This is a genomic window from Sphingomonas sp. PL20 (assembly GCF_017875905.1).
In the GTDB taxonomy this organism is placed as follows: domain Bacteria; phylum Pseudomonadota; class Alphaproteobacteria; order Sphingomonadales; family Sphingomonadaceae; genus Sphingomonas; species Sphingomonas echinoides.
In genome coordinates this window covers 2,617,786-2,636,421 of record NZ_JAGINH010000002.1, presented here as the reverse complement: position 1 = coordinate 2,636,421, position 18,636 = coordinate 2,617,786, and the positions used below count along the sequence as shown (strand labels likewise).

The 18,636-nt window shown below is 60.1% G+C and carries 20 protein-coding genes; 17 read left to right on the top strand and 3 right to left on the bottom strand.

The features are described 5' to 3' along the window. Positions 1-62 precede the first annotated feature (62 nt). Positions 63-1,157 carry a 50S ribosomal protein L11 methyltransferase gene (locus H4W01_RS12270; RefSeq protein ID WP_209611284.1) on the bottom strand — a complete coding sequence of 365 codons (1,095 nt, stop codon included), beginning with the start codon at positions 1,155-1,157 and terminating at the stop codon, positions 63-65. 49 nt (positions 1,158-1,206) lie between these two features. Between H4W01_RS12270 and guaA the strand changes: the two genes are divergently transcribed. Together guaA and H4W01_RS12260 are read left to right on the top strand one after the other, a co-directional pair. Next, positions 1,207-2,763 (top strand): glutamine-hydrolyzing GMP synthase, encoded by a 1,557-nt coding sequence (guaA, locus tag H4W01_RS12265; protein WP_209611282.1) that lies wholly within the window; start codon positions 1,207-1,209, stop codon positions 2,761-2,763. A 292-nt stretch (positions 2,764-3,055) separates the two neighbouring features. Then, positions 3,056-4,312 (top strand): tyrosine-type recombinase/integrase, encoded by a 1,257-nt coding sequence (locus tag H4W01_RS12260; RefSeq protein WP_209611280.1) that lies wholly within the window; start codon positions 3,056-3,058, stop codon positions 4,310-4,312. Here the strand turns inward: H4W01_RS12260 and H4W01_RS12255 are convergent. Both H4W01_RS12255 and H4W01_RS12250 read right to left on the bottom strand, forming a co-directional pair. After that, complete coding sequence (locus tag H4W01_RS12255) at positions 4,266-4,562, bottom strand: helix-turn-helix transcriptional regulator (RefSeq protein ID WP_209611278.1); 297 nt, start codon at positions 4,560-4,562, stop codon at positions 4,266-4,268. The genes H4W01_RS12260 and H4W01_RS12255 overlap by 47 nt on opposite strands. Before the next feature lie 239 nt (positions 4,563-4,801). After that, positions 4,802-5,770 (bottom strand): GlxA family transcriptional regulator, encoded by a 969-nt coding sequence (locus H4W01_RS12250; protein WP_209611276.1) that lies wholly within the window; start codon positions 5,768-5,770, stop codon positions 4,802-4,804. A 514-nt stretch (positions 5,771-6,284) separates the two neighbouring features. On the opposite strand from H4W01_RS12250, the gene H4W01_RS12245 reads away from it, so the two are divergent. The 15 genes from H4W01_RS12245 to H4W01_RS12175 all read left to right on the top strand — a co-directional run bounded on the left by H4W01_RS12245 (position 6,285) and on the right by H4W01_RS12175 (position 18,611). Beyond that, positions 6,285-7,193 carry an alpha/beta fold hydrolase gene (locus tag H4W01_RS12245; RefSeq protein WP_209611274.1) on the top strand — a complete coding sequence of 303 codons (909 nt, stop codon included), beginning with the start codon at positions 6,285-6,287 and terminating at the stop codon, positions 7,191-7,193. A 184-nt stretch (positions 7,194-7,377) separates the two neighbouring features. Then, positions 7,378-7,758, top strand: coding sequence for a hypothetical protein (locus H4W01_RS12240; RefSeq protein ID WP_209611272.1), 381 nt, complete (start codon positions 7,378-7,380; stop codon positions 7,756-7,758). A 513-nt stretch (positions 7,759-8,271) separates the two neighbouring features. Next, positions 8,272-9,069 carry an SDR family NAD(P)-dependent oxidoreductase gene (locus H4W01_RS12235; protein WP_209611270.1) on the top strand — a complete coding sequence of 266 codons (798 nt, stop codon included), beginning with the start codon at positions 8,272-8,274 and terminating at the stop codon, positions 9,067-9,069. 251 nt (positions 9,070-9,320) lie between these two features. Next, on the top strand, positions 9,321-10,142 hold the full coding sequence (locus H4W01_RS12230; RefSeq protein ID WP_209613351.1) for an alpha/beta fold hydrolase: 822 nt from the start codon (positions 9,321-9,323) through the stop codon (positions 10,140-10,142). Further along, entirely contained in the window at positions 10,139-10,861 is a 723-nt protein-coding gene (locus H4W01_RS12225; RefSeq protein WP_209611268.1) for a hypothetical protein, read from the top strand. Before H4W01_RS12230 ends, H4W01_RS12225 begins: the two co-directional genes overlap by 4 nt. Before the next feature lie 52 nt (positions 10,862-10,913). After that, positions 10,914-12,038, top strand: coding sequence for an alkene reductase (locus H4W01_RS12220; RefSeq protein ID WP_209611266.1), 1,125 nt, complete (start codon positions 10,914-10,916; stop codon positions 12,036-12,038). Then, positions 12,035-12,454: a hypothetical protein gene (locus H4W01_RS12215; RefSeq protein WP_209611264.1), complete on the top strand. Its 420-nt coding sequence runs from the start codon at positions 12,035-12,037 to the stop codon at positions 12,452-12,454. Before H4W01_RS12220 ends, H4W01_RS12215 begins: the two co-directional genes overlap by 4 nt. Before the next feature lie 2 nt (positions 12,455-12,456). Further along, positions 12,457-13,026: a carboxymuconolactone decarboxylase family protein gene (locus tag H4W01_RS12210; RefSeq protein WP_209611262.1), complete on the top strand. Its 570-nt coding sequence runs from the start codon at positions 12,457-12,459 to the stop codon at positions 13,024-13,026. Between the two features lie 2 nt (positions 13,027-13,028). Then, positions 13,029-13,994 (top strand): alpha/beta hydrolase, encoded by a 966-nt coding sequence (locus H4W01_RS12205; protein ID WP_209611260.1) that lies wholly within the window; start codon positions 13,029-13,031, stop codon positions 13,992-13,994. Next, positions 13,976-14,764, top strand: a complete 789-nt coding sequence (locus H4W01_RS12200) for an enoyl-CoA hydratase/isomerase family protein (protein WP_209611258.1) — start codon at positions 13,976-13,978, stop codon at positions 14,762-14,764. Before H4W01_RS12205 ends, H4W01_RS12200 begins: the two co-directional genes overlap by 19 nt. A gap of 54 nt (positions 14,765-14,818) precedes the next feature. Continuing rightward, positions 14,819-15,814: an MDR family oxidoreductase gene (locus tag H4W01_RS12195; RefSeq protein ID WP_209611256.1), complete on the top strand. Its 996-nt coding sequence runs from the start codon at positions 14,819-14,821 to the stop codon at positions 15,812-15,814. A gap of 104 nt (positions 15,815-15,918) precedes the next feature. After that, positions 15,919-16,446, top strand: coding sequence for a nuclear transport factor 2 family protein (locus H4W01_RS12190; RefSeq protein ID WP_209611254.1), 528 nt, complete (start codon positions 15,919-15,921; stop codon positions 16,444-16,446). A gap of 290 nt (positions 16,447-16,736) precedes the next feature. Further along, positions 16,737-17,144: a nuclear transport factor 2 family protein gene (locus H4W01_RS12185; protein WP_209611252.1), complete on the top strand. Its 408-nt coding sequence runs from the start codon at positions 16,737-16,739 to the stop codon at positions 17,142-17,144. A gap of 39 nt (positions 17,145-17,183) precedes the next feature. Beyond that, complete coding sequence (locus tag H4W01_RS12180; protein WP_209611250.1) at positions 17,184-17,651, top strand: DUF1304 family protein; 468 nt, start codon at positions 17,184-17,186, stop codon at positions 17,649-17,651. A 216-nt stretch (positions 17,652-17,867) separates the two neighbouring features. Then, on the top strand, positions 17,868-18,611 hold the full coding sequence (locus tag H4W01_RS12175; protein ID WP_209611248.1) for an SDR family NAD(P)-dependent oxidoreductase: 744 nt from the start codon (positions 17,868-17,870) through the stop codon (positions 18,609-18,611). The last annotated feature ends 25 nt before the right edge of the window (positions 18,612-18,636 follow it).

Here is an 18,636-nt window from a genome sequence, read left to right as displayed (position 1 = left end):
CCTTGCTTCCCCGGCGGAGGCCGGGGCCCAGCAGCGAGAGGAAGCGTTACGACGACGGCAGCTCAGACCTCGGGCACCATATCCTCGCGCCATACCAATAATTGGTGCCCGTCATGCACCCCGACGACGCGCAACTCGGTCCCGGCTGCAAGATCAAGCGGCGCGTCGAACGGATAGAATTGCGCGCCCCAATGCGACTTGGCGTCGGGGCCGGGGCGGTTTTCATAGCTGGCTTCGGCATCCAGATCGAGCCGGATCCACTGCACGATCCCGCTGACGGGCGTGCCGTCGCTGACGAGCGTCGCCGCCCCGCGATGCGGTTCGCGCGCGGCCTTGCCGGTGAAGTCGAACGACAGCAACGCCGCAGGCGTGCTGTGCAGCGTGAGCGTCGCGTCGCTGACCGCGACATTGCGCGGCACCTGCGCCAGCGCGTTGAAGCCGTCGAGATCGAACCCGGCGACCTCTGCCATGTGCGTCCTCGTAGCGGCACCCCAATTGGCCAGCGCAACCATCACCGCGCCCCCCATCGGGATCATCTGCCCGCCGGGTGCCAGCAGCCGTGATGCCGCGTCGGCCAGCGTGGTCAGCACGCCCTCGGCCAGCAAATTGTTCGAGACGATTTCGGATACGATCACATCGGCATGGCCTTCGAGATCCGATTCGAGTTCGAGCTCGGTCGAATTGCCGGTGACGACGCGGATGCGGTCGGCATAGCCATTGGCGGCGACGATGCGCCTCGCGGAATCGGCGATCGCCGGGTTTTCCTCGCATGCGACCACGCGGCCCGCCCCGGCGCGCGCCGCCATCATCGACAGCAGGCCGCTGCCCGCGCCAATGTCGAGCACATGCGTGCCCGGCGTCACCGCGCGCCGGATCGCGGCGTCGAATGCGGCGTTGCGCGGTTCGTCGCGCAGCATATTGAAATGCCAGCGCGGCACGCTTTGCCCGATCAATTGTTGGGTGCGTGCCGCGACCTCGCCGTCATCGGGGGCCAGCGCGCGCGCTTCGGTCGCCAGCGGATAGACCCGGCCGCGCAGTCCGATCTTCGATGCGAGCCCGGCGAGCCCCGCCAGTTTGCGGCCATCTCTCCCCGCCGCCTCCACCATGGGCTCGAAGCCAGCGCGCGCGACCGCTTTCATATCCCGCTTGTCGTTCATATGGCCCCCAAAGCTCTTCCCCCACAGCGCGTATCTGCTATCTGGCCGCATGACCCATCAGACCGACTCCATCCTCATCGTCGATTTCGGCAGCCAGGTAACGCAATTGATCGCACGGCGCGTGCGGGAGGCTGGCGTCTACAGCGAGATCGCCCCGTTCACCACCGCCGATGCGGCCTTTGCCCGGATGAACCCCAAGGGCGTGATCCTGTCGGGCAGCCCGGCCTCGGTTCTGGAGGACGGATCGCCGCGCATCCCGCAGGCGATTCTCGATAGCGGCATACCGATCATGGGCATTTGCTATGGTCAGCAAGTGCTGATGCACCAATTGGGCGGTACCGTAACGCTCGGCGAAAGTGGCGAATTCGGCCATGCGGTGATCGAGGTGACCGACCATTGCGCGCTGTTCGACGGCGTGTGGCAGCCGGGCGAAAAACATACGGTGTGGATGAGCCATGGCGACAAGGTGACCGCGCTTGCCCCCGGCTTCCGCCCGGTCGCGGTCAGCCCCGGTTCGCCGATTGCGGTGGTCGCCGACGAAGCGCGCCACTATTACGCCACGCAATTCCACATGGAAGTGGCGCACACCCCCGACGGTGCCAAGCTGATCGCCAATTTCGCGCGGCACGTCTGCGGTTTGACCGGCGACTGGACGATGGCCGAGTTCCGCGCCGCCAAGATCGCCGAGATCCGCGCGCAAGTCGGCAAGGGGCGCGTGATTTGCGGCCTGTCCGGCGGTGTCGACAGTGCGGTCGCCGCGGTGTTGATCCATGAGGCGATTGGCGATCAGCTCACCTGCGTGTTCGTCGACCACGGCCTGATGCGAAGCGGCGAGGCCGAGCAGGTCGTCTCGCTGTTCCGCAACCATTACAACATCCCGCTGGTGCATGTGGATGCCGAAGCGACCTTCCTCGAAGGGCTGGCGGGCGTCACCGATCCCGAGGCCAAGCGCAAGTTCATCGGCGCGGCGTTCATCGACATCTTCGAGGCCGAGGCCAAGAAGGTGGGCGGGGCGGATTTCCTCGCACAGGGCACGCTCTACCCCGACGTGATCGAAAGCGTCAGCTTCACCGGCGGCCCGTCGGTGACGATCAAGAGCCACCACAATGTCGGCGGCCTGCCCGCGCGGATGAACATGCAGTTGGTCGAGCCGCTGCGCGAGCTGTTCAAGGACGAAGTCCGCGCGCTGGGCCGCGAACTCGGGCTGACCGAGGCGTTTGTCGGGCGCCACCCGTTCCCCGGACCTGGCCTCGCGATTCGCATTCCGGGCGAAGTGACCAAGGAACGCTGCGACATCCTGCGCAAGGCCGATGCGATTTATCTCGAGGAAATCCGCGCGGCGGGGCTGTACGACACGATCTGGCAGGCGTTCGCGGTGCTGCTGCCCGTGCGCAGCGTCGGCGTGATGGGCGACGGGCGCACCTATGACAATGTGCTGGCGCTGCGCGCGGTCACCTCGACCGACGGCATGACCGCCGAGGCATTCCAATTCCCCGGCGACTTCCTGCCCCGCGTGGCCACGCGGATCGTCAATGAGGTGAAGGGCATCAACCGCGTGACCTACGACTATACCAGCAAGCCGCCCGGCACGATCGAGTGGGAATGATTCAGGCCCACTCGAACGCCGCCGAATTTACGCTATTGTACGACGTAAGCCACTGTAAATAAAAATAATTCTTGCCGGTGTCGATCGACAGCTATCGATGGGTAGAGTTTGGCAATGGCGGTCCGTCTGACGGACCTCGGGCATATTGCTTAGCTGTATTTTTGAAAGTACCGTCATGGGCAATGAGGCTCGTGACGGTACTTTTTTTGTATTAAGCCATTGGAAATAATGGATAATATCTGTCGCGGAGCCTCAAATTTGTGCTGACGGTACTTTTCAGGAGGCAGTAAGGATGCTGACGGATGTCGCCCTCAAGGCATTGAAACCAAAAGACAAAATTTACAAGATTGCGGACCGTGACGGGATGTATGTGCGCGTCATGCCCAGTGGCGCGATCTCGTTTCGCTTGGACTACAGGCTCAACGGCCGTCGGGAGACCGTCTATCTGGGCAGGTACGGACGCGACGGAATCTCGCTCGCCCGGGCCCGAGAGAAGTGCATCGACGCGAGGCGGGCCATTGGTGAAGGACGGTCGCCGGCGATAGAGAAGCAGCGCGATAAGCGGCGCCTGAAAGAAGCAAAGAGTTTTGGCGAGTTCGGGGAGAAGTGGCTCACCGCCGCGCCGATGGCCGACAGCACGCGCGCCATGCGGCGTTCCATCTTCGAGCGAGAGCTTCTACCGGTTTGGCGTAATCGCCTGCTCACGGAAATCACACCCGACGATCTCAGAAACCACTGTGGCAAAATCGTTGAACGCGGTGCCCCAGCGACGGCTATCCATGTCCGAGACATCCTGAAGCAGATCTACGGATTTGCGATCTTGCACGGCGAAAAGGTCGCCAACCCGGCCGATGAGGTAGGGCCGGCTTCGATCGCCACCTTCGTGCCGAAGGACCGCTCGCTTTCGCCTTCCGAAATTCGGGTGATGCTGAAGCAGATCGAGCACATCGCCACACTTCCCACAATCCGGCTGGGAATGCGGCTCTACCTGCTCACGATGGTGCGCAAAAGCGAGCTACAGGACGCAGTGTGGGACGAGGTTGACTTCGAGAATGCGGTCTGGACGATCCCGAAGGAGCGGATGAAGCGCTCGAAAGCGCACAACGTCTACCTGTCGCGTCAGGTGCTCGACATCATGATCGCCCTGAAGACCTGTGCAGGAAATTCAAGATACCTTCTGCCGTCGCGGTACGACGCCGATGCTCCTATGTCGCGCGCCACCTTCAATCGGGTTACCTATGCAGTCGTTGAGCGCGCGAAGGCGGAAGGTTTGCCCCTGGAGCCGTTTACGGTTCACGACATGCGGCGGACAGGTTCGACTCTGCTGAACGAACTCGGCTTCAACAGCGACTGGATCGAAAAGTGCTTAGCGCATGAGGACGGGCGCTCGTCGCGTGGCGTCTATAACAAAGCCGAGTATGAGGTACAGCGTCGGCACATGATGCAGGAGTGGTCGGATATCTTGGATGCTTGGGTCGATGGTAGAAAGTACGTGCCGACACTCATCCCGCCGTCGATGCCGATCCTGGAGCCCCATCCGGCTCTTTGACCGGACGGGCTCGGCGTTGTTTCACGTCGGGACCGGGCGCACGGAGAATTGGTTTTGAGCGACGGGCCGCGAGCCATGCCTGAACCTCGCCCAGATCCCAAACCACGCATCGCGGGGTCAAAGCGAAGCGTCGTGGAAATTCCCCCCGCTGTTCCATTTCGTAGATCGTGCTGTCAGCTAACGGAACCATCTCACGTAATTGCTGTCGTCTGATCGTTCTTCCGATGGGGGTATTCGCCGTCGCGTGCATGTTGCATCTCCTCTTGATGGGTGGGTGAGGAGATAGAAAACAATAGATAGCGAACGGTGGAAGCCCTCACGTGGATCAATCGGGAGTTAGCGGGCTCTGGCGTGCACATAGGACGGTGACGTTGTCGTTGAAGGTGCCGCACAGGTGCGTGGATTCACGGAAATCGGGATTTGCAGCAACGGTGCCGCTTATTGTTCCGGGAGGAGTGCCGGTTAGATTCCGACCACCTGCACCACCTCTTATGACAGGCTTGTTTCAGCATCCTCGGCAATTTCAATCTCACCGCGCGCGCTTCGGCGGAGTGCTTGCGGAGGCTTCCCGAATGCGCGCAGAAACGCACGCCGCATCCTTTCGTCGTCGCCGAAACCAGTCTGCCGGGCGATGACCTCGATTGGATGCCTTCCGTCTTGAACGAGCAAACGAGCAGCCTCGATCCTAAGTTTCTCGATTGCCTTTGAAGGAGGGATGCCGGTTTCCGCTCGAAAGGCTCGACTGAACTGCCGCGGACTCAGGTGCACGGCGTCAGCTAGTTGCTCAACGGTTAGCGGTGTATGCAGGTTTTTTCGCGCGTAGGCGAGTGCGGCCTGAATCCGGTCGGACTTTGGGCCCATATCGAGCAACACCGACGATTGGGGCTGTCCACCGGTCCGCCGATTGTGAAGAACGAAGCTCTTCGAAACCGCGCGGGCGATCTCGGGGCCGAGGTCCTTTTCGACCATCGCCAGAGCCTGGTCGATGCCCGCCGTCATCCCCGCCGACGTCCATATCGAACCATCAATAATGAACAGTCGTTCGTCTTCCAGCTTGACCTTCGGGTATCGCTTGCGGAAGTCGTCAGCATAAAACCAGTGGGTGGTGGCGCGGGAGTCGTCGAGCAGCCCCGCTTCTGCTAGAAAGAAGGCCCCTGTGCAGGTTGCGGCAAGACGTCGTGACTCGCTAGCGGCTTGCCGCAGATAGGCAAGAAGCCCTTGGGTGAACGGCATATGGCCTCCACCGCCAATAATAACCGTGTCGAATTCGCTATCCCCAAAGGCCTCTGTTTCGACAACGACGCCAATCGAACTGCGTACCGAGCCGCCGATCTCCGAAAGAAGGCGAACATCATAGTATTGTTCACCAAATTCCGTGTTCGCAGTCTCAAAGACCGACATCGCGGAAAAGCTCATAACACCAAAGCCAGGGAATATGACGAAGCCGATGCGTAGCATTTCAATTTCCATCCGCAGAACAACTGGCGCTGTCGCGTTGGTACGTATTCGATGCGACTGCTCTCAACTTCGATGTTTCGTCTGGAAGTGGAGCTATCTTCACGCCCTGTCGTTTTGTGATATCGATCAATTGCTTTCCTCGGTCTTGATGTGCGGAGTTAGTGTCTAAAGTAGATGGTCCCTGCTGACGCACTCCGCCCAGACCTGAGATGAGATCCTGCTTCATCATTCGCAAGGTTTGCATCAACTTTCAACGACCGAATGTCCGAAAAGGAGGTGTTTCCGACATTCGAGAGGCCGTCCGTCCCATGTAGGCTCTGACCCGCAACCGCGACTTTTCCGGTTAGTCGCACCTGTCGCGCGCTTTCCGATTCATCGGAGATGCCTCGAAAACGTAGGGGACACGGTGCTCAACCTGGAGCTCTGTTTGCCTCACGGTTTGGGCGGTCCGCAGTTCCGACGCTATTTCGGCGCCAGCGAATCTATCCAACCAGCGCCGTTAGAAGGATGAGATATGACCGACACCTTGAGAAGTTTAGATCGCGCGATCGGCGGCAAGCCACCCTTCTCTGAGCATCGAATTCCGCGTGAACAGGGTAACATCTATGCTCGTGACTACGAAGGCGCCGGTCCTGCTTTCGTAGTCATGCACGGCTTCCCCGACAACCTGCATATCTATGACGATCTGATACCATATTTGGTCGCCGGGGGGCGCCGGGTCGTCGCGTTCGACTTCCTCGGTTTCGGCGCTTCCGACAAACCCGCAGGCGCCAAATACAGTTTCAAGCAACAACTGGGCGACCTTCATTCGGTCGTCGAGGCGCTGACCCTTGGTAAGATTGTTCCCGTAGCGCACGACTCATCCGGTCCTGCCGCAGTCAATTTCGCGATTGAACACCCGGAACACGTCGACTCGCTCTGCATTCTCAATTCGGTCTACGCTGCGGCGCCCACCGTCCGGTTTCCGGAGTTCATCGAACTCTTCGCCACCACCAACCTCACGGCGCTCACGCGCGCTATTCTGCAAAGCCCCGAGCAATTTGCCTGGGTGCTCAACTTTCAGCGAGCGCAGTTTCAGCAGGCTCTGCCGGAAAATCAGAAGGCGTATTATGCTTCGTTCCTTGGCCCGATCATCGACAAGAATTTCAGCAAGCAACCCAGTTCCGCCCCTGCCTTTGCACAGATGACCGCGGAGCTTTTCGGGGAGGTCGCCAGAAACACCAAGCGACTTCACGAGATGGAGGCGCTTGAAATCCCGGTCAAGCTGATCTGGGGTGAGACCGATCCTTATCTCAATATAGGCGTGGCTGAGGATTTCCGGTCGCATCTAAAGCATCCTTCTCTCCATTTGCTGCGAGCGGGGCACTGGGTGCAAATCGATGCGCCCGAGCCGGTTGCCAAGATCATGCTTGGAAACGCGTAAGGAGCAACGCGGCCCCCCTCGCGCTGCTGGTTTAATCAAGACGGCCGGCACGCCAGGTATCGTCGCCACGACGGGTCCAATCGCCTCGCTCTCTCGCGCCGACACGGGCGCGAATCCGCAAAGGCTGCACCCGCTGTTCCGATCACAAGACCGAGACATCGTCGGCGCTCGCAAAGGAAATGAAATGCCTGACAAGACGGTCCCCCTCAGCGACACTGACGTACACCCGTCGATGCAAGCCCCTTTTGCCGTCCCGACGACGAAGATCCTCGCAATCGGACAGTGGACGGCCGAGGGCGCTCCCGACGCGAGAGCCCCGGTTTTACCGATCGAGATACGCGAAACCGTCCGCCTCTATCTCGCTGGCAAAGTCGACCAGTGGTACTTCAAAACGGACGAAAGCGGGATCGTGCTCGTGATGAACGTCACTGACCCTGAGGAAGCGCGTGCGCTTCTGGAGAAGCTTCCTTTGGGCCAAGCCGGCATGATGGAATTTCAATTCATCCCGCTCGGCCCGATCAAGCCGCTTGCCTTGCTGCTGAACGAGAAGGGCTTAGTGGACTGATGGTGTGAATGTCCCTTTGCGGAGGGCGTCGCATGTTGCCTGGTGTTCAGCACCTCGCGTAGACCTGCCGCGACCGGTCGTCCGTTCTTGGTCGCCATGGGCAGCAACGGACTCGATACGTACCCACTCCTCGACGGTCAGATCCGTTGGGTAGCGCTTGGTCGGCTTGGAAATCTCGGCCATCCGGCCGCGCGTCGATGCGGTCCACATCAAAGCTGCGAATCACGCCGCGCCCTTCAGCCCAGTAATCTAACAGCCTCTCCAAGAAGCAGGGTGCCTAAAGTGCCCTATGGGCGATCAGTTTCGACGGTGGAGCCGCTCCCTATGACGGACCATCTTTGGTCTTGAGCGAGACGCCAAATGCTCGTCGGAGGCGCTGGACCGACGTCCAATGACAATCGGAATGCGCTGATGTCCGAAAACGAGGGGTTTCCGACATTCGAGAAGTCAACCGTCCTGTGTAGGTTCTGATCAGCAGCCTGAAAATATTCTGACGTCTGCAGGGGGTTGGTCATGAGCATAGTCAATAAAGGAACGGCACTCATTACCGGAGCTTCTTCAGGAATTGGAGCAGTATACGCGGATAGACTTGCTAGTCGTGGATATAACCTAATTCTTGTCGCACGTAACTCAGGTAGACTTCATAAATTGGCTACCCGATTGACCGACGAAACGGGCCAATCCATCGAAATCCTCTCTGCTGACCTTACTGAGCAAAGCGACCTGGCCCGGATCGAAAAAGTGGTCCGAGCCGATGCGAGCATCACTTTGCTCTTGAACAGCGCCGGTGTTGGCGTCGCACCGACTCTCCTTGCTGCCGATAGCGACAAGATTCAGGCGATGATCGCGTTGAACATCGTTGCTGTCACTCGACTCGTCTGCGCGGCAGTGCCGGGGTTCGTCGCACGTGGCACTGGGACGATCATTAACATCGCGTCGATTTTGGCGCTCGCGCCCGAGCTCCTGAACGGCGCTTACGGCGCGAGCAAGGCGTTTGTGCTGACGTTTTCCCGGTCGTTGCACCATGAGTTCGCCGGCAAAGGAATGCGCATTCAGGCTGTTCTGCCGGGTGCAGTCGCGACCGAGTTCTGGGGGATCACGGGCACTTCGGTAGAGAATCTTCCTGAGGGGACTGTCATGTCGGCCGATGATCTCGTCGATGCCGCGCTTGCCGGCCTCGATCAAGGCGAACTGATAACAATCCCCTCCTTACCCAACCCCAGCGATTGGGCGGCCTATGAAGCGGCGCGGCGCGCGCTCGCGCCCAACCTGTCACGCGCGTTTGCAGCTCCGCGCTTCGGAATCGCTTGACGGATGGGCAACTTCATTCGGGGCGATACCGGTACGACATCGCCTCGTCCAACCATGAACGCCAATAGATGGAAAGAATTCAAATGACCGCTGATGACCCTAAGAACAAGTTCTTGACCTCACGACGCGGTCTGCTCGCAACGGGCGGCAGCCTAGCCGCGGCGCTTAGCGTCCCGACGATTGCGTTCGCCGAGACGGCGAAGGCCAGCGACACACCATCATCCAAAACCCCTCACAAAGGACTTCATCCGATGACGACAGTAACAACCAAAGATGGCACAAAGATCTACTACAAGGACTGGGGAACCGGTCCGGTCGTAACTTTCTCCCATGGCTGGCCTCTCAGCGCCGACGCGTGGGACGCCCAGATGCTGTTCCTAGCCGATCACGGTTATCGGGTTATCGCGCATGACCGCCGTGGGCATGGCCGGTCGGACCAGACTTGGACCGGCAACGACATGGATACCTACGCCGACGATCTCGCGACACTTCTCGAAACACTCGACGTGCGCGGCGCGACGATGGTCGGGCATTCGACGGGCGGCGGAGAGGTTGCCCGCTACATCGGCCGCCACGGCACCCATCGCGTCGCAAAGGCAGTGCTGATTTCCGCAGTGCCTCCCTATTTCGCGCAAAGCGCCAGCAATCCCGAAGGCGCGCCGATGAGCGTCTTCGACGGACTGCGGGCAAGCCTCGTTGCCGACCGCGCGCAGTTTTTCAAAGAATTGGCGATGCCGTTCTTCGGCTACAATCGCGCCGGCGCTAAAGTCTCGCAGGGTCAGATTGACTCCTTCTGGCGGCAGGGCATGACTGGCAGCGTCAAGGGTGAGTACGACTGCATCAAGGCATTCTCGGAGACCGACTTCCGCGAAGACTTGAAGAAGATGACGATCCCGACGCTGCTCATTCAGGGTGACGATGATCAGATCGTCCCGATCGACTTGGCGTCTCGTCGTCAGGTGAAGGTCGTACCGCATGCCACGCTGAAGGAATATCCGGGCGCGCCCCATGGGCTCGCAGTGACTCATGCCGATCGGCTGAACGCTGACCTCTTGGCGTTCCTGAAATCATGATGGGCGATCTCCTCTCATTCGCGGTCGAGGCGCATGGTGGCCTCGACCGCTGGAACGCCTTCACCAAGCTTCGGGCCGAGGTTTCGATCGCCGGTGCGATCTGGGACTTCAAGCAGCAGCCAGGATTGCTGCTCGACAAGGTCTTCGAGATCGAGACGCACACCGAGCGTCTGACAATCACACCCTTCTTGAAGCCCGGTCAGCGCAGCGTATTCGTGCCCGGCCGGCTGACCATCGAAACATTGGTTGGCGAGATTGTCGAAACCCGCGATGATCCAGAGGCCAAATTTGTCGGTCAGGAGTTTGCCGATCCGTGGGATCCATTGCAGGCGGCTTTCTTCAGCAGCGAAGCACTGTGGACCTACCTGACGTCGCCCTTCCTCTACACCTATCCCGGCTTCGAGACGGAAGAGATCGAGCCGTGGCACGAGAATGGCGAGGAATGGCGGCGGCTGAAGGTCACTTTCCCGGATCACATCGTCAGCCACACAAAAACGCAGATCACGCATTTCGGCCCTGATGGGCTGATGCGGCGTCATGACTACACCGTTGATATTTTGAACGGAAACAGCGGTGCGAATTACACAAGCAATTACCGCGAGTTTCAGGGCATCAAGATGCCGACCACGCGCCGCATCTACGCCTATGACGGCGCCTTCCAGAAGGTTCCCGAGCCGCTGCTGGTGACGCTCGATTTCGGCGCGCTGACGTTCAGCTGACACTGGCGCGGGGCACTACGCCCCGCGCTTAAAACCTCTCGAAAGGCGGACAATGTCGACCGATATCCTCTTTGCACCACTCCAACTTGGTGCGCTCGCTCTTCCCCATCGCATCGTCATGCCCGCGCTGACGCGCATGCGGGCCGGTCCGGGCGGCGTACCCCAACCGATCAGTGCCGAGTATTATGGGCAGCGTGCATCTGCTGGTCTCGTTATCACCGAAGCCACGGCGATCAGCGTCCAAGGGCACGGCTATCCGCAGATGCCGGGCATCCACACGGCAGAACAGATCGCCGGTTGGCGTGCGGTGACAGACGCCGTGCATGCTCAAGGTGGACGCGTCGTGCTGCAAATCGTGCATCACGGCCGCTGGTCGCACTCAAGTTACAATCCCGATGGCAGCCTGCCGGTGGCGCCATCGGCGATAGCCCCGCCGGGCAATGCCTATACGCCGAGCTTTACCCAGCTTCCCTATGAGGTGCCACGCGCGCTCGAAACCGATGAGCTGCCGGCGATCGTCGCGTCCTTCCGACAAGCCGCGCAAAACGCCCGCGAAGCTGGGTTCGATGGTGTCGAGATCCACGGCGCCAACGGCTTCCTCCTCGATCAATTCCTCCAAGATGGCAGCAATCAGCGCACGGACGCCTATGGCGGCACGATCGAAAACCGGGCGCGACTGCTGCTCGAAGTCGTCGATGGCATCAGCTCCGACATTGGTGCCGATCGAACCGCGGTTCGCCTGTCTCCGCACGGCAATCTCGGTGGGCTGAGCGACAGCGATACTGTTTCGCACTTCAGCTACGTCATCGGTGAACTCAGCAAGCGCAATCTTGCCTATCTCCACCTGATCGAACCGCGCGCCTCGTCGATCGGCCTGGCTGACGACGCCAGTATAGACAGCGCAAACAATGCCGCCTTGTTCAGGCACCTGTTCGCTGGGCCGGTGATCACGGCCGGCGGCTATACGACGCAGATGGGCGTCGATGCGGTTGCGTCTGGCCTCGCCGATGCGGTCGCGTTCGGCCGCATGTTCATCGCCAATCCGGACCTCCCCGAGCGCATCCGCACAGGCGCTCTGCTCAACACCTTCGACCGCTCGACTGCCTATGGCGGCGATGCGCATGGGTATACCGACTATCCCATCTTGTCCGTCAAAGCAGAGGCAGCGTCGGCATGACCGAGAACCCAACCGCTGTAGTAGGCCAGGAATGGCTTGAGATCATCCGGCGCCCGACGCAGGAGGCCTTCGCGGCAGCGTTCACCGCTAACGTAGCGCTCGTTACGTCGGTCGCGAGCACTCCGATCGTAGGGCCTGTTGATGTGCGGCATTTCTTCGATGCGACCCGCGCGATGTACGACGCGATCGGCTTTGTCCATGAAACGAACGCGGGCTGCCGCACATGCCTGGAATGGCGGGGCAAGTTTCAGGGACGTGACGTGGCCGGCGTAACGATCCTTTGTCATAATGACAAAGGCCTGATCGATGCAATCCAGCTTTTCCATAGCCCCTATGAGCAGGTGGTTGCGTTCTCGGCAGAACTGGCGCGGCGCCTCGAAGGCAAGCTCATCCCGCTGCCCTTCCCGGGGCAATGACGATGCGGCTTCCTCTCATCGATCCGGCCGATTTCGATCCGCTCCAGAAGGCGCTTTACGACGACATGCGCGCGGGCATCGCTACCGGCTTCAACGCATTCAAGACCCAACAGCCCGACGGCAAGATGATCGGACCCTGGAACGTGTCGCTCCACCATCCGGCCGTCGGCAAGGGATCGTGGGACCTCACCAAGGCGGTCAATGCGATCGGAGTGCTTTCGGCCAGCGTGAAAGAGGTCGTGATCCTCGTCGTTGGCGGCCACCACCGGGCCGCTTACGAAATCTACGCGCATGTTGCGGTCGCGGAGCGGGTCGGCATGCCCTTGGCCCGGATTTCGGCACTGGTCTCGAACATCAAGCCGGACGATCTTGCCACCGATGAAAGCGCAGCTTTCGATATGGCGCTGGCGCTTTGCCGCGGCGGCCCGGTTCCAGAGCCGACTTGGCGGCTGGCGGTCGAAACCTTCGGCGAACTTGGCGCGGCCCAACTCGTCTTCCTCGTCGGCGTCTATGCCTTCGTCGCGACGACGCTGAACGGCTTCGACGTTCCCGCACCAAATCGGGAGACCTGAACATGGTTAGTTCGGACTCCGCGCCGCTCCGACCGACGATCGAACAGCACGATGTCGCGTTCGACGCCGAGCCGGGTGTCGTGCTTCGTGGCTGGCTCCTTCGTCCAGCCGGTGCCGCCACTCCTCTACCGGCGATCACCATGGCGCATGGCTACGCGGGGACCGCTCATCACGGGCTCTTTCCTTTCGCCCGTGCCTTCGCTGAGGCCGGCTTCGTCGTCCTATTGTACGATCACCGCAATTTCGGCAGCAGCGACGCTCCCGAACCGGGCGACATCGACCCTTGGCGACAAATCGCAGACTGGCGTTCGGCAATCTCGTTTTTGGAGAGCAGGCCGGAGGTTGACGCCGCCCGGATCGGCCTATGGGGCACGAGCTATGCCGGAGGCCATGCGATCTTTCTCGGCGCCACCGACAGGCGGCTCAAGGCGGTGGTCGCGCAAGTGCCGACAATCAGCGGCTACGAACAGGGCCTGCGCCGCGTCGAGCCGGGTGCGGTCCCCGGCCTGGAGGCGGCCTTCATCGAGGATGACCGACGCCGGTTCCGTGGCGAGCCTGGACAGCGGATTGCTGTTGTTGGCAGCGATCACGAGCAGCCCGCAGCCTATCGTTCGCAAGACGCCATCGATTTCTATCTTCAGGAGTTGCCCGAAGGTGTATGGCGCAACGAGGTGACACTGCGCTCGGGTCGTGCGGCGCGAATGTATGAGCCCGGCACCTGGATCGCCCGCGTGTCACCAACACCGCTGATGCTTGTCGTTGCGATGGAAGACACCATCACCCTGACAGATCTCGCGCTCGCCGCCTATGAACGCGCCCTTCAACCGAAGAAGCTGGTGACGGTGCAAGGCGGTCATTTCGACCCCTATTTGTCCCAGTTCTCTGTGGCGAGCGCCGCAGCCGTCGGTTGGTTCCGCGAATATCTTGTTCGATCGCCCGGAGGCCAGCCATGTCCCATATCCGCCTGACTATTGTCGACGAACTCGCGACGCTGATCATCGCAAATCCTCCGCAGAACCGGATCGATGTGCAAATGGTAGACGAGTTGGCCGCAGCCCTCGACGAGATTGCTCGCGGCAAGGCTCGCGCGCTGCTGGTGCACGCCGAGGGACCGGACTTCAGCTTCGGCGGCGACATCGTGGCCTGGCCGAATATGACCGGTCGGGAACTACGCACCGTATTCGAATCCTACATGGCAACATTTAATAGCTTTGAACGACTTCCCATTCCGACCGTCGTGGCCGTGCAGGGCTTGTGCTTCGGCGGCGGCCTCGAACTCGCCGTGCGTGCCGACGTCATCTTTGCCGGAGAAACGGCGCGTTTCGGCCATCCGGAACAATCGATTGGGATCGTGACGCTGCTGGGCGGTATCTACCGCATCGCCGAGCGCGTCGGGCGGGCACGCGCGATGGAATGGGCTCTCACATCCGAGCAAGTGCCGGCGACGGTGATGCGGGATCATGGCGTCGTGAATCGGGTGGTGGCCGACACTGACGTCCTGAGCGAGGCGACGGCCTTCGCGCGCAAGGTGGCGAGCGGGCCAACGCGTGCCCATGCCGCACATAAGGCGCTGCTGCGCATCTGGGCGACTGGAGGGGTCGTCGTCGCCGACGAGGCAATCTTCGACATCGCCATGCCGCTCTTCGACACCGACGACGTGACACTCGCTCTCCAAACTTCTGTTGAAGCGTTCCGAGAAGGCAGACCCCGGCCAGCTTTTTCGTTCAAAGGCCGATAATGGCGCACTCATCATTCGGCGGACCAACTCGAACCCAGATCGGAAGCAACCTTCATGCCCAGCGACAGCTTCAAAGCATTGGTACTCCGCCGGCCCTTTGAGACGATCGAGGCCGCGATCGAAACCCTAACGGATGACAACCTGCCGGAGGGCGACGTGCTCGTCCGCGTCCATTATTCCGACATGGGCTACAAGGACGGTCTTGCGATCACCGGCGCCGGACATCGCCAAATCGTTGAGAGCTTTCCCTTCGTGCCCGGGGTCGATTTCGTCGGCATCGTGGAGGAGTCCAATTCGGACAGCTTCAAGCCAGGCGACAAGGTCATCGCCACCGGGTGGGGCATCGGCGAACGGCATTGGGGCGGCTACGCCGAAAAAGCCCGCGTCAAAGCCGAATGGTTGGTTCCAGTGCCAACGGGCATGACAATGCGCCAAGCGATGACGCACGGCAGCGCTGGCCTGTCGGCCATGCTGTGCATCAACGCATTGGAGCGGTACGGCGTCGCTGCGGGCAGCGACATCCTCGTGACGGGTGCTACCGGCGGGGTCGGCAGCGTCGCGGTCATGCTGCTGCACCGGCTTGGCTATCGTGTTTTTGGGGCGACCTCGCGTGCCGAGGAGGAACCCTATCTCCGCGCGCTCGGGGCAGATGAGATCGTATTGGCGAAGGATATCGGCGACATACCTGCGCAGCCACTGCTCCCTGAGCGTTGGGCTGGCGCGATCGATAATGTGGGCGGCGCCACGCTTGCGAACGTGCTCGCCAGTACTGCCTACGGCGGCGCCGTTGCGGCACTCGGCTTGGTTGGAGGCACGAACGTTCAGACGACGGTTCTTCCCTTCATCAAGCGCGGCGTGGCGCTCTTAGGGGTTGATTCCGAGAAGTGCCCGAACAAGACCCGGATCGCCGCTTGGAAACGGTTGGCCGAGGTCATCCCTGACGGTTTGCCGGCCAGCGTTATCGAGGAAATCGGGCTTGATGCGCTTCCCGCGCGAGCGGCAGCCATCATCCGTGGACAGATTCGCGGCAGGACGTTGGTGGCCGTTTGACACACCCTGGCACCAGATCTGACCGATCCCTCGCTGTAATCGACACACTAGTTCAGCACCTTGGGCAGATAGCAAAATTCCCCGAGTCCGGAATAGAAAGGAAGGTGAACGCATTGGAACATTTGTCGAATACTCCGACCGTCTGGAGTTCTCTCACACGCGTCCGCTTGTCCATGCTGCGCGCCGCTTTCGTTTTTCTCGCGATGACGGCGGCGGTTGCCGAGTCAGCATCGGCAACCTCCCGAGATGACGAGGCTCGCACCTTCTTTGTGCGCTTTGTGGCAGCCCAGAACGCTCACGATCCGACGGCGGTGGCAGCGCTGCTGTGGGAATCCCCGGACATGCTGTGGCTCACGCGCGGTGTCGAAGTAAGGGGCAAGAAGGCAATTACCGAAACACTGACGGACTATTACGCAGGCACCTGGCATCTCGATCCGGATATGAGCCATTTCAAATCAACCGCAATAACCACCGACGTTGTGCAGATCTTGGTTCCAATCACCTTCACCCGAGGCCTTGCTGGAAAACCCGCGCAGAACAACACGTTCCTGATCAGTCAGATTCTCATTCGTAGTGCAGACGGATGGCGCGTTGCAGCCATCCTGCCAATCGCAAACACGCAGCTTAAATAACCGCGCCCGAAGGCGCATCGAGACAAGGACAGCAAAGTGACTATCGCTCGTAGCGAATTGTCCGGCCTGGCTGCGGCCACGGCAGAGCAGACTACGGCTTCGTTGACCGCAGTTTCGGCGGAACACAGTAGGTCTCATGGTGGCCGCCACAGGCTGTCGATCGTCGAGCTATTGCGGTCAATCGATAGGCCGTCCCGCGAAAAACTATGACTGACAAACACGCCGAAGAGCAATTTCAAAGATCGGTGAGATGCGTTTTACCGAGATGGCATTGAGTGTCTGGAGACAAAATGAAGAAAACATCTGAACAGATAAATAAAACCATCGTGCTTGATGCGTTTGATGCCTTGTTTAACAGGCGAGACTTGCGTGAGGCGGAAAAGTTTTGGTCGCCGAACTACATACAGCACAGTGCTCACATTGCACCAGGGCGCCATGGGCTTTTCGATTTGGTTCGAAGCCTTCCGGCAACGCTGAAATACGAGAACCGATTGATTATGGCTGAAGGGGATTTGCTGATGTTGCATGGAAGATTCTCAGGGATTGGACAGGAGGCGGACTGGATTGTCGTTGATATCGTTCGAATGAACGAGGGCCAGCTCGTTGAGCATTGGGACGTCATCCAGGACGAGGCCACGGCAAAGTCATCACGGAGTGGTTTACCAATGTTTGGAAATAGCTTTCCTGAGGCGAAGTAGAATGCTGCGAAATAACAGTGATGCATCGGGGAGGTGAGGATGAGAAAATCCACAACGCTGTTCGTTAGCGTAACAACTGCAACTTACTTCGCGTTCTTCCTAGTCGAGACGGTGCTCTGGATGTGGCCACCAGTCCACAATTTCCTCCTACCTCAGCTCAATTGGGGACTCGATTATCCGGCCAAAGAACAGGCGCGAATACTGAGAACCTTGTTTGTTAATCAGGGCGTCTACAACCTTATGCTCGGACTTGCGGGAATCGCGGGGCTGATGCTCGTTACGCGTGGGAAGGTCGAGCCAGGCCTGACTCTGATCAAGTTTGCATGTTTGTTCGCCTTGGGAGCGGCTGGAATATTGCTGACCACCACAAGTGCCTACGTTTTAGGAACTGTGCAGGCGCTCTTCCCGATGTTCGCGCTCTTTTTTATTTGGCGCGTTCGTGATCGTACACAACAGCAGGACCAGAATGAAAAGGACCGCGCGCTCGCAGCGAACCAATTGCAATAAACCGGAGAGGCCTCGGGGCGGATAGTCTGAGTTCTCTAATCGAGACTTGCGCGGCGGCCATCAAACGTATGACCCGCGAATTCGCTGCCTAGTAAGAAGGCTTCGGCCTACGGAGTCCTGTTGTCCTTCTCAGAGGCATAGAGACCGACTGCTTCCCGCGCGGTGACGGACGTGAATGCGAAATCCTAACGACAAACATAACAAAGGAGATTGACAATGACCAAATTACTTTCCGGCAAGGTCGCGCTCGTGACGGGCGGTTCGCGCGGCATCGGGGCGGCTTCGGCGCTGGCTCTCGCCGATCTAGGCGCGGACGTAGCAATCAGCTACTCCGCGAGTGAAGACAGGGCCATGTCCGTTGTGTCCGATATGGAGCGGAAGACCGTTCGCGCAAAGGCGTTCAAGGCCGATCAGGCAGATTCGGCGCAGGTGGCGACGCTTGTCGCCGACGTCTACCGAGAATTCGGTCGGCTTGATATTCTCGTTGCAAACGCGGGTGTGTTCGAAGCGGGTGCGATCGACATCAACGACACCGCCGCACTTGACCGCATGCATGCCGTGAATGTCACCGGCGTCATCACGGCAATCCGAGCGGCTTCTCAGGTCATAGGCGAAGGCGGGCGCATTATCACGATGTCGTCCACCTCGGCAGTACGCGTCGGCGCTCCGGGCCTAGCCGACTATTCGTCCACCAAAGCTGCAATCGCGGGTTACGTAAAAGGGGCTGCGCGCGACCTTGGGCCGAAGCGGATCACTGTCAACGCCCTTGCGATCGGTCCGGTCGAAACCGAGATGAATCCGGACAGTGGCCCGTTCGCTGATTGGCTGAAGTCGGTCACTGCGCTCGGCCGCTATGCACAACCCGAGGAGATTGCTGCGGTGGTCGCGTTCCTTGCCTCCCCGGCGGCGAGCTACATAACGGGCTCCCTGATTGCCGTGGATGGCGGAGTAGGCGCGTGACGTCTATTTTCAAAACCATAATCGA

Bases quoted from the DNA above. Each gene is read 5' to 3' on its own strand.
- H4W01_RS12270 (WP_209611284.1), bottom strand. From the start codon at position 1,157: ATGAACGACAAGCGGGATATGAAAGCGGTCGCGCGCGCTGGCTTCGAG.
- guaA (WP_209611282.1), top strand. From the start codon at position 1,207: ATGACCCATCAGACCGACTCCATCCTCATCGTCGATTTCGGCAGCCAG.
- H4W01_RS12260 (WP_209611280.1), top strand. From the start codon at position 3,056: ATGCTGACGGATGTCGCCCTCAAGGCATTGAAACCAAAAGACAAAATT.
- H4W01_RS12255 (WP_209611278.1), bottom strand. From the start codon at position 4,562: ATGCACGCGACGGCGAATACCCCCATCGGAAGAACGATCAGACGACAG.
- H4W01_RS12250 (WP_209611276.1), bottom strand. From the start codon at position 5,770: ATGCTACGCATCGGCTTCGTCATATTCCCTGGCTTTGGTGTTATGAGC.
- H4W01_RS12245 (WP_209611274.1), top strand. From the start codon at position 6,285: ATGACCGACACCTTGAGAAGTTTAGATCGCGCGATCGGCGGCAAGCCA.
- H4W01_RS12240 (WP_209611272.1), top strand. From the start codon at position 7,378: ATGCCTGACAAGACGGTCCCCCTCAGCGACACTGACGTACACCCGTCG.
- H4W01_RS12235 (WP_209611270.1), top strand. From the start codon at position 8,272: ATGAGCATAGTCAATAAAGGAACGGCACTCATTACCGGAGCTTCTTCA.
- H4W01_RS12230 (WP_209613351.1), top strand. From the start codon at position 9,321: ATGACGACAGTAACAACCAAAGATGGCACAAAGATCTACTACAAGGAC.
- H4W01_RS12225 (WP_209611268.1), top strand. From the start codon at position 10,139: ATGATGGGCGATCTCCTCTCATTCGCGGTCGAGGCGCATGGTGGCCTC.
- H4W01_RS12220 (WP_209611266.1), top strand. From the start codon at position 10,914: ATGTCGACCGATATCCTCTTTGCACCACTCCAACTTGGTGCGCTCGCT.
- H4W01_RS12215 (WP_209611264.1), top strand. From the start codon at position 12,035: ATGACCGAGAACCCAACCGCTGTAGTAGGCCAGGAATGGCTTGAGATC.
- H4W01_RS12210 (WP_209611262.1), top strand. From the start codon at position 12,457: ATGCGGCTTCCTCTCATCGATCCGGCCGATTTCGATCCGCTCCAGAAG.
- H4W01_RS12205 (WP_209611260.1), top strand. From the start codon at position 13,029: ATGGTTAGTTCGGACTCCGCGCCGCTCCGACCGACGATCGAACAGCAC.
- H4W01_RS12200 (WP_209611258.1), top strand. From the start codon at position 13,976: ATGTCCCATATCCGCCTGACTATTGTCGACGAACTCGCGACGCTGATC.
- H4W01_RS12195 (WP_209611256.1), top strand. From the start codon at position 14,819: ATGCCCAGCGACAGCTTCAAAGCATTGGTACTCCGCCGGCCCTTTGAG.
- H4W01_RS12185 (WP_209611252.1), top strand. From the start codon at position 16,737: ATGAAGAAAACATCTGAACAGATAAATAAAACCATCGTGCTTGATGCG.
- H4W01_RS12180 (WP_209611250.1), top strand. From the start codon at position 17,184: ATGAGAAAATCCACAACGCTGTTCGTTAGCGTAACAACTGCAACTTAC.
- H4W01_RS12175 (WP_209611248.1), top strand. From the start codon at position 17,868: ATGACCAAATTACTTTCCGGCAAGGTCGCGCTCGTGACGGGCGGTTCG.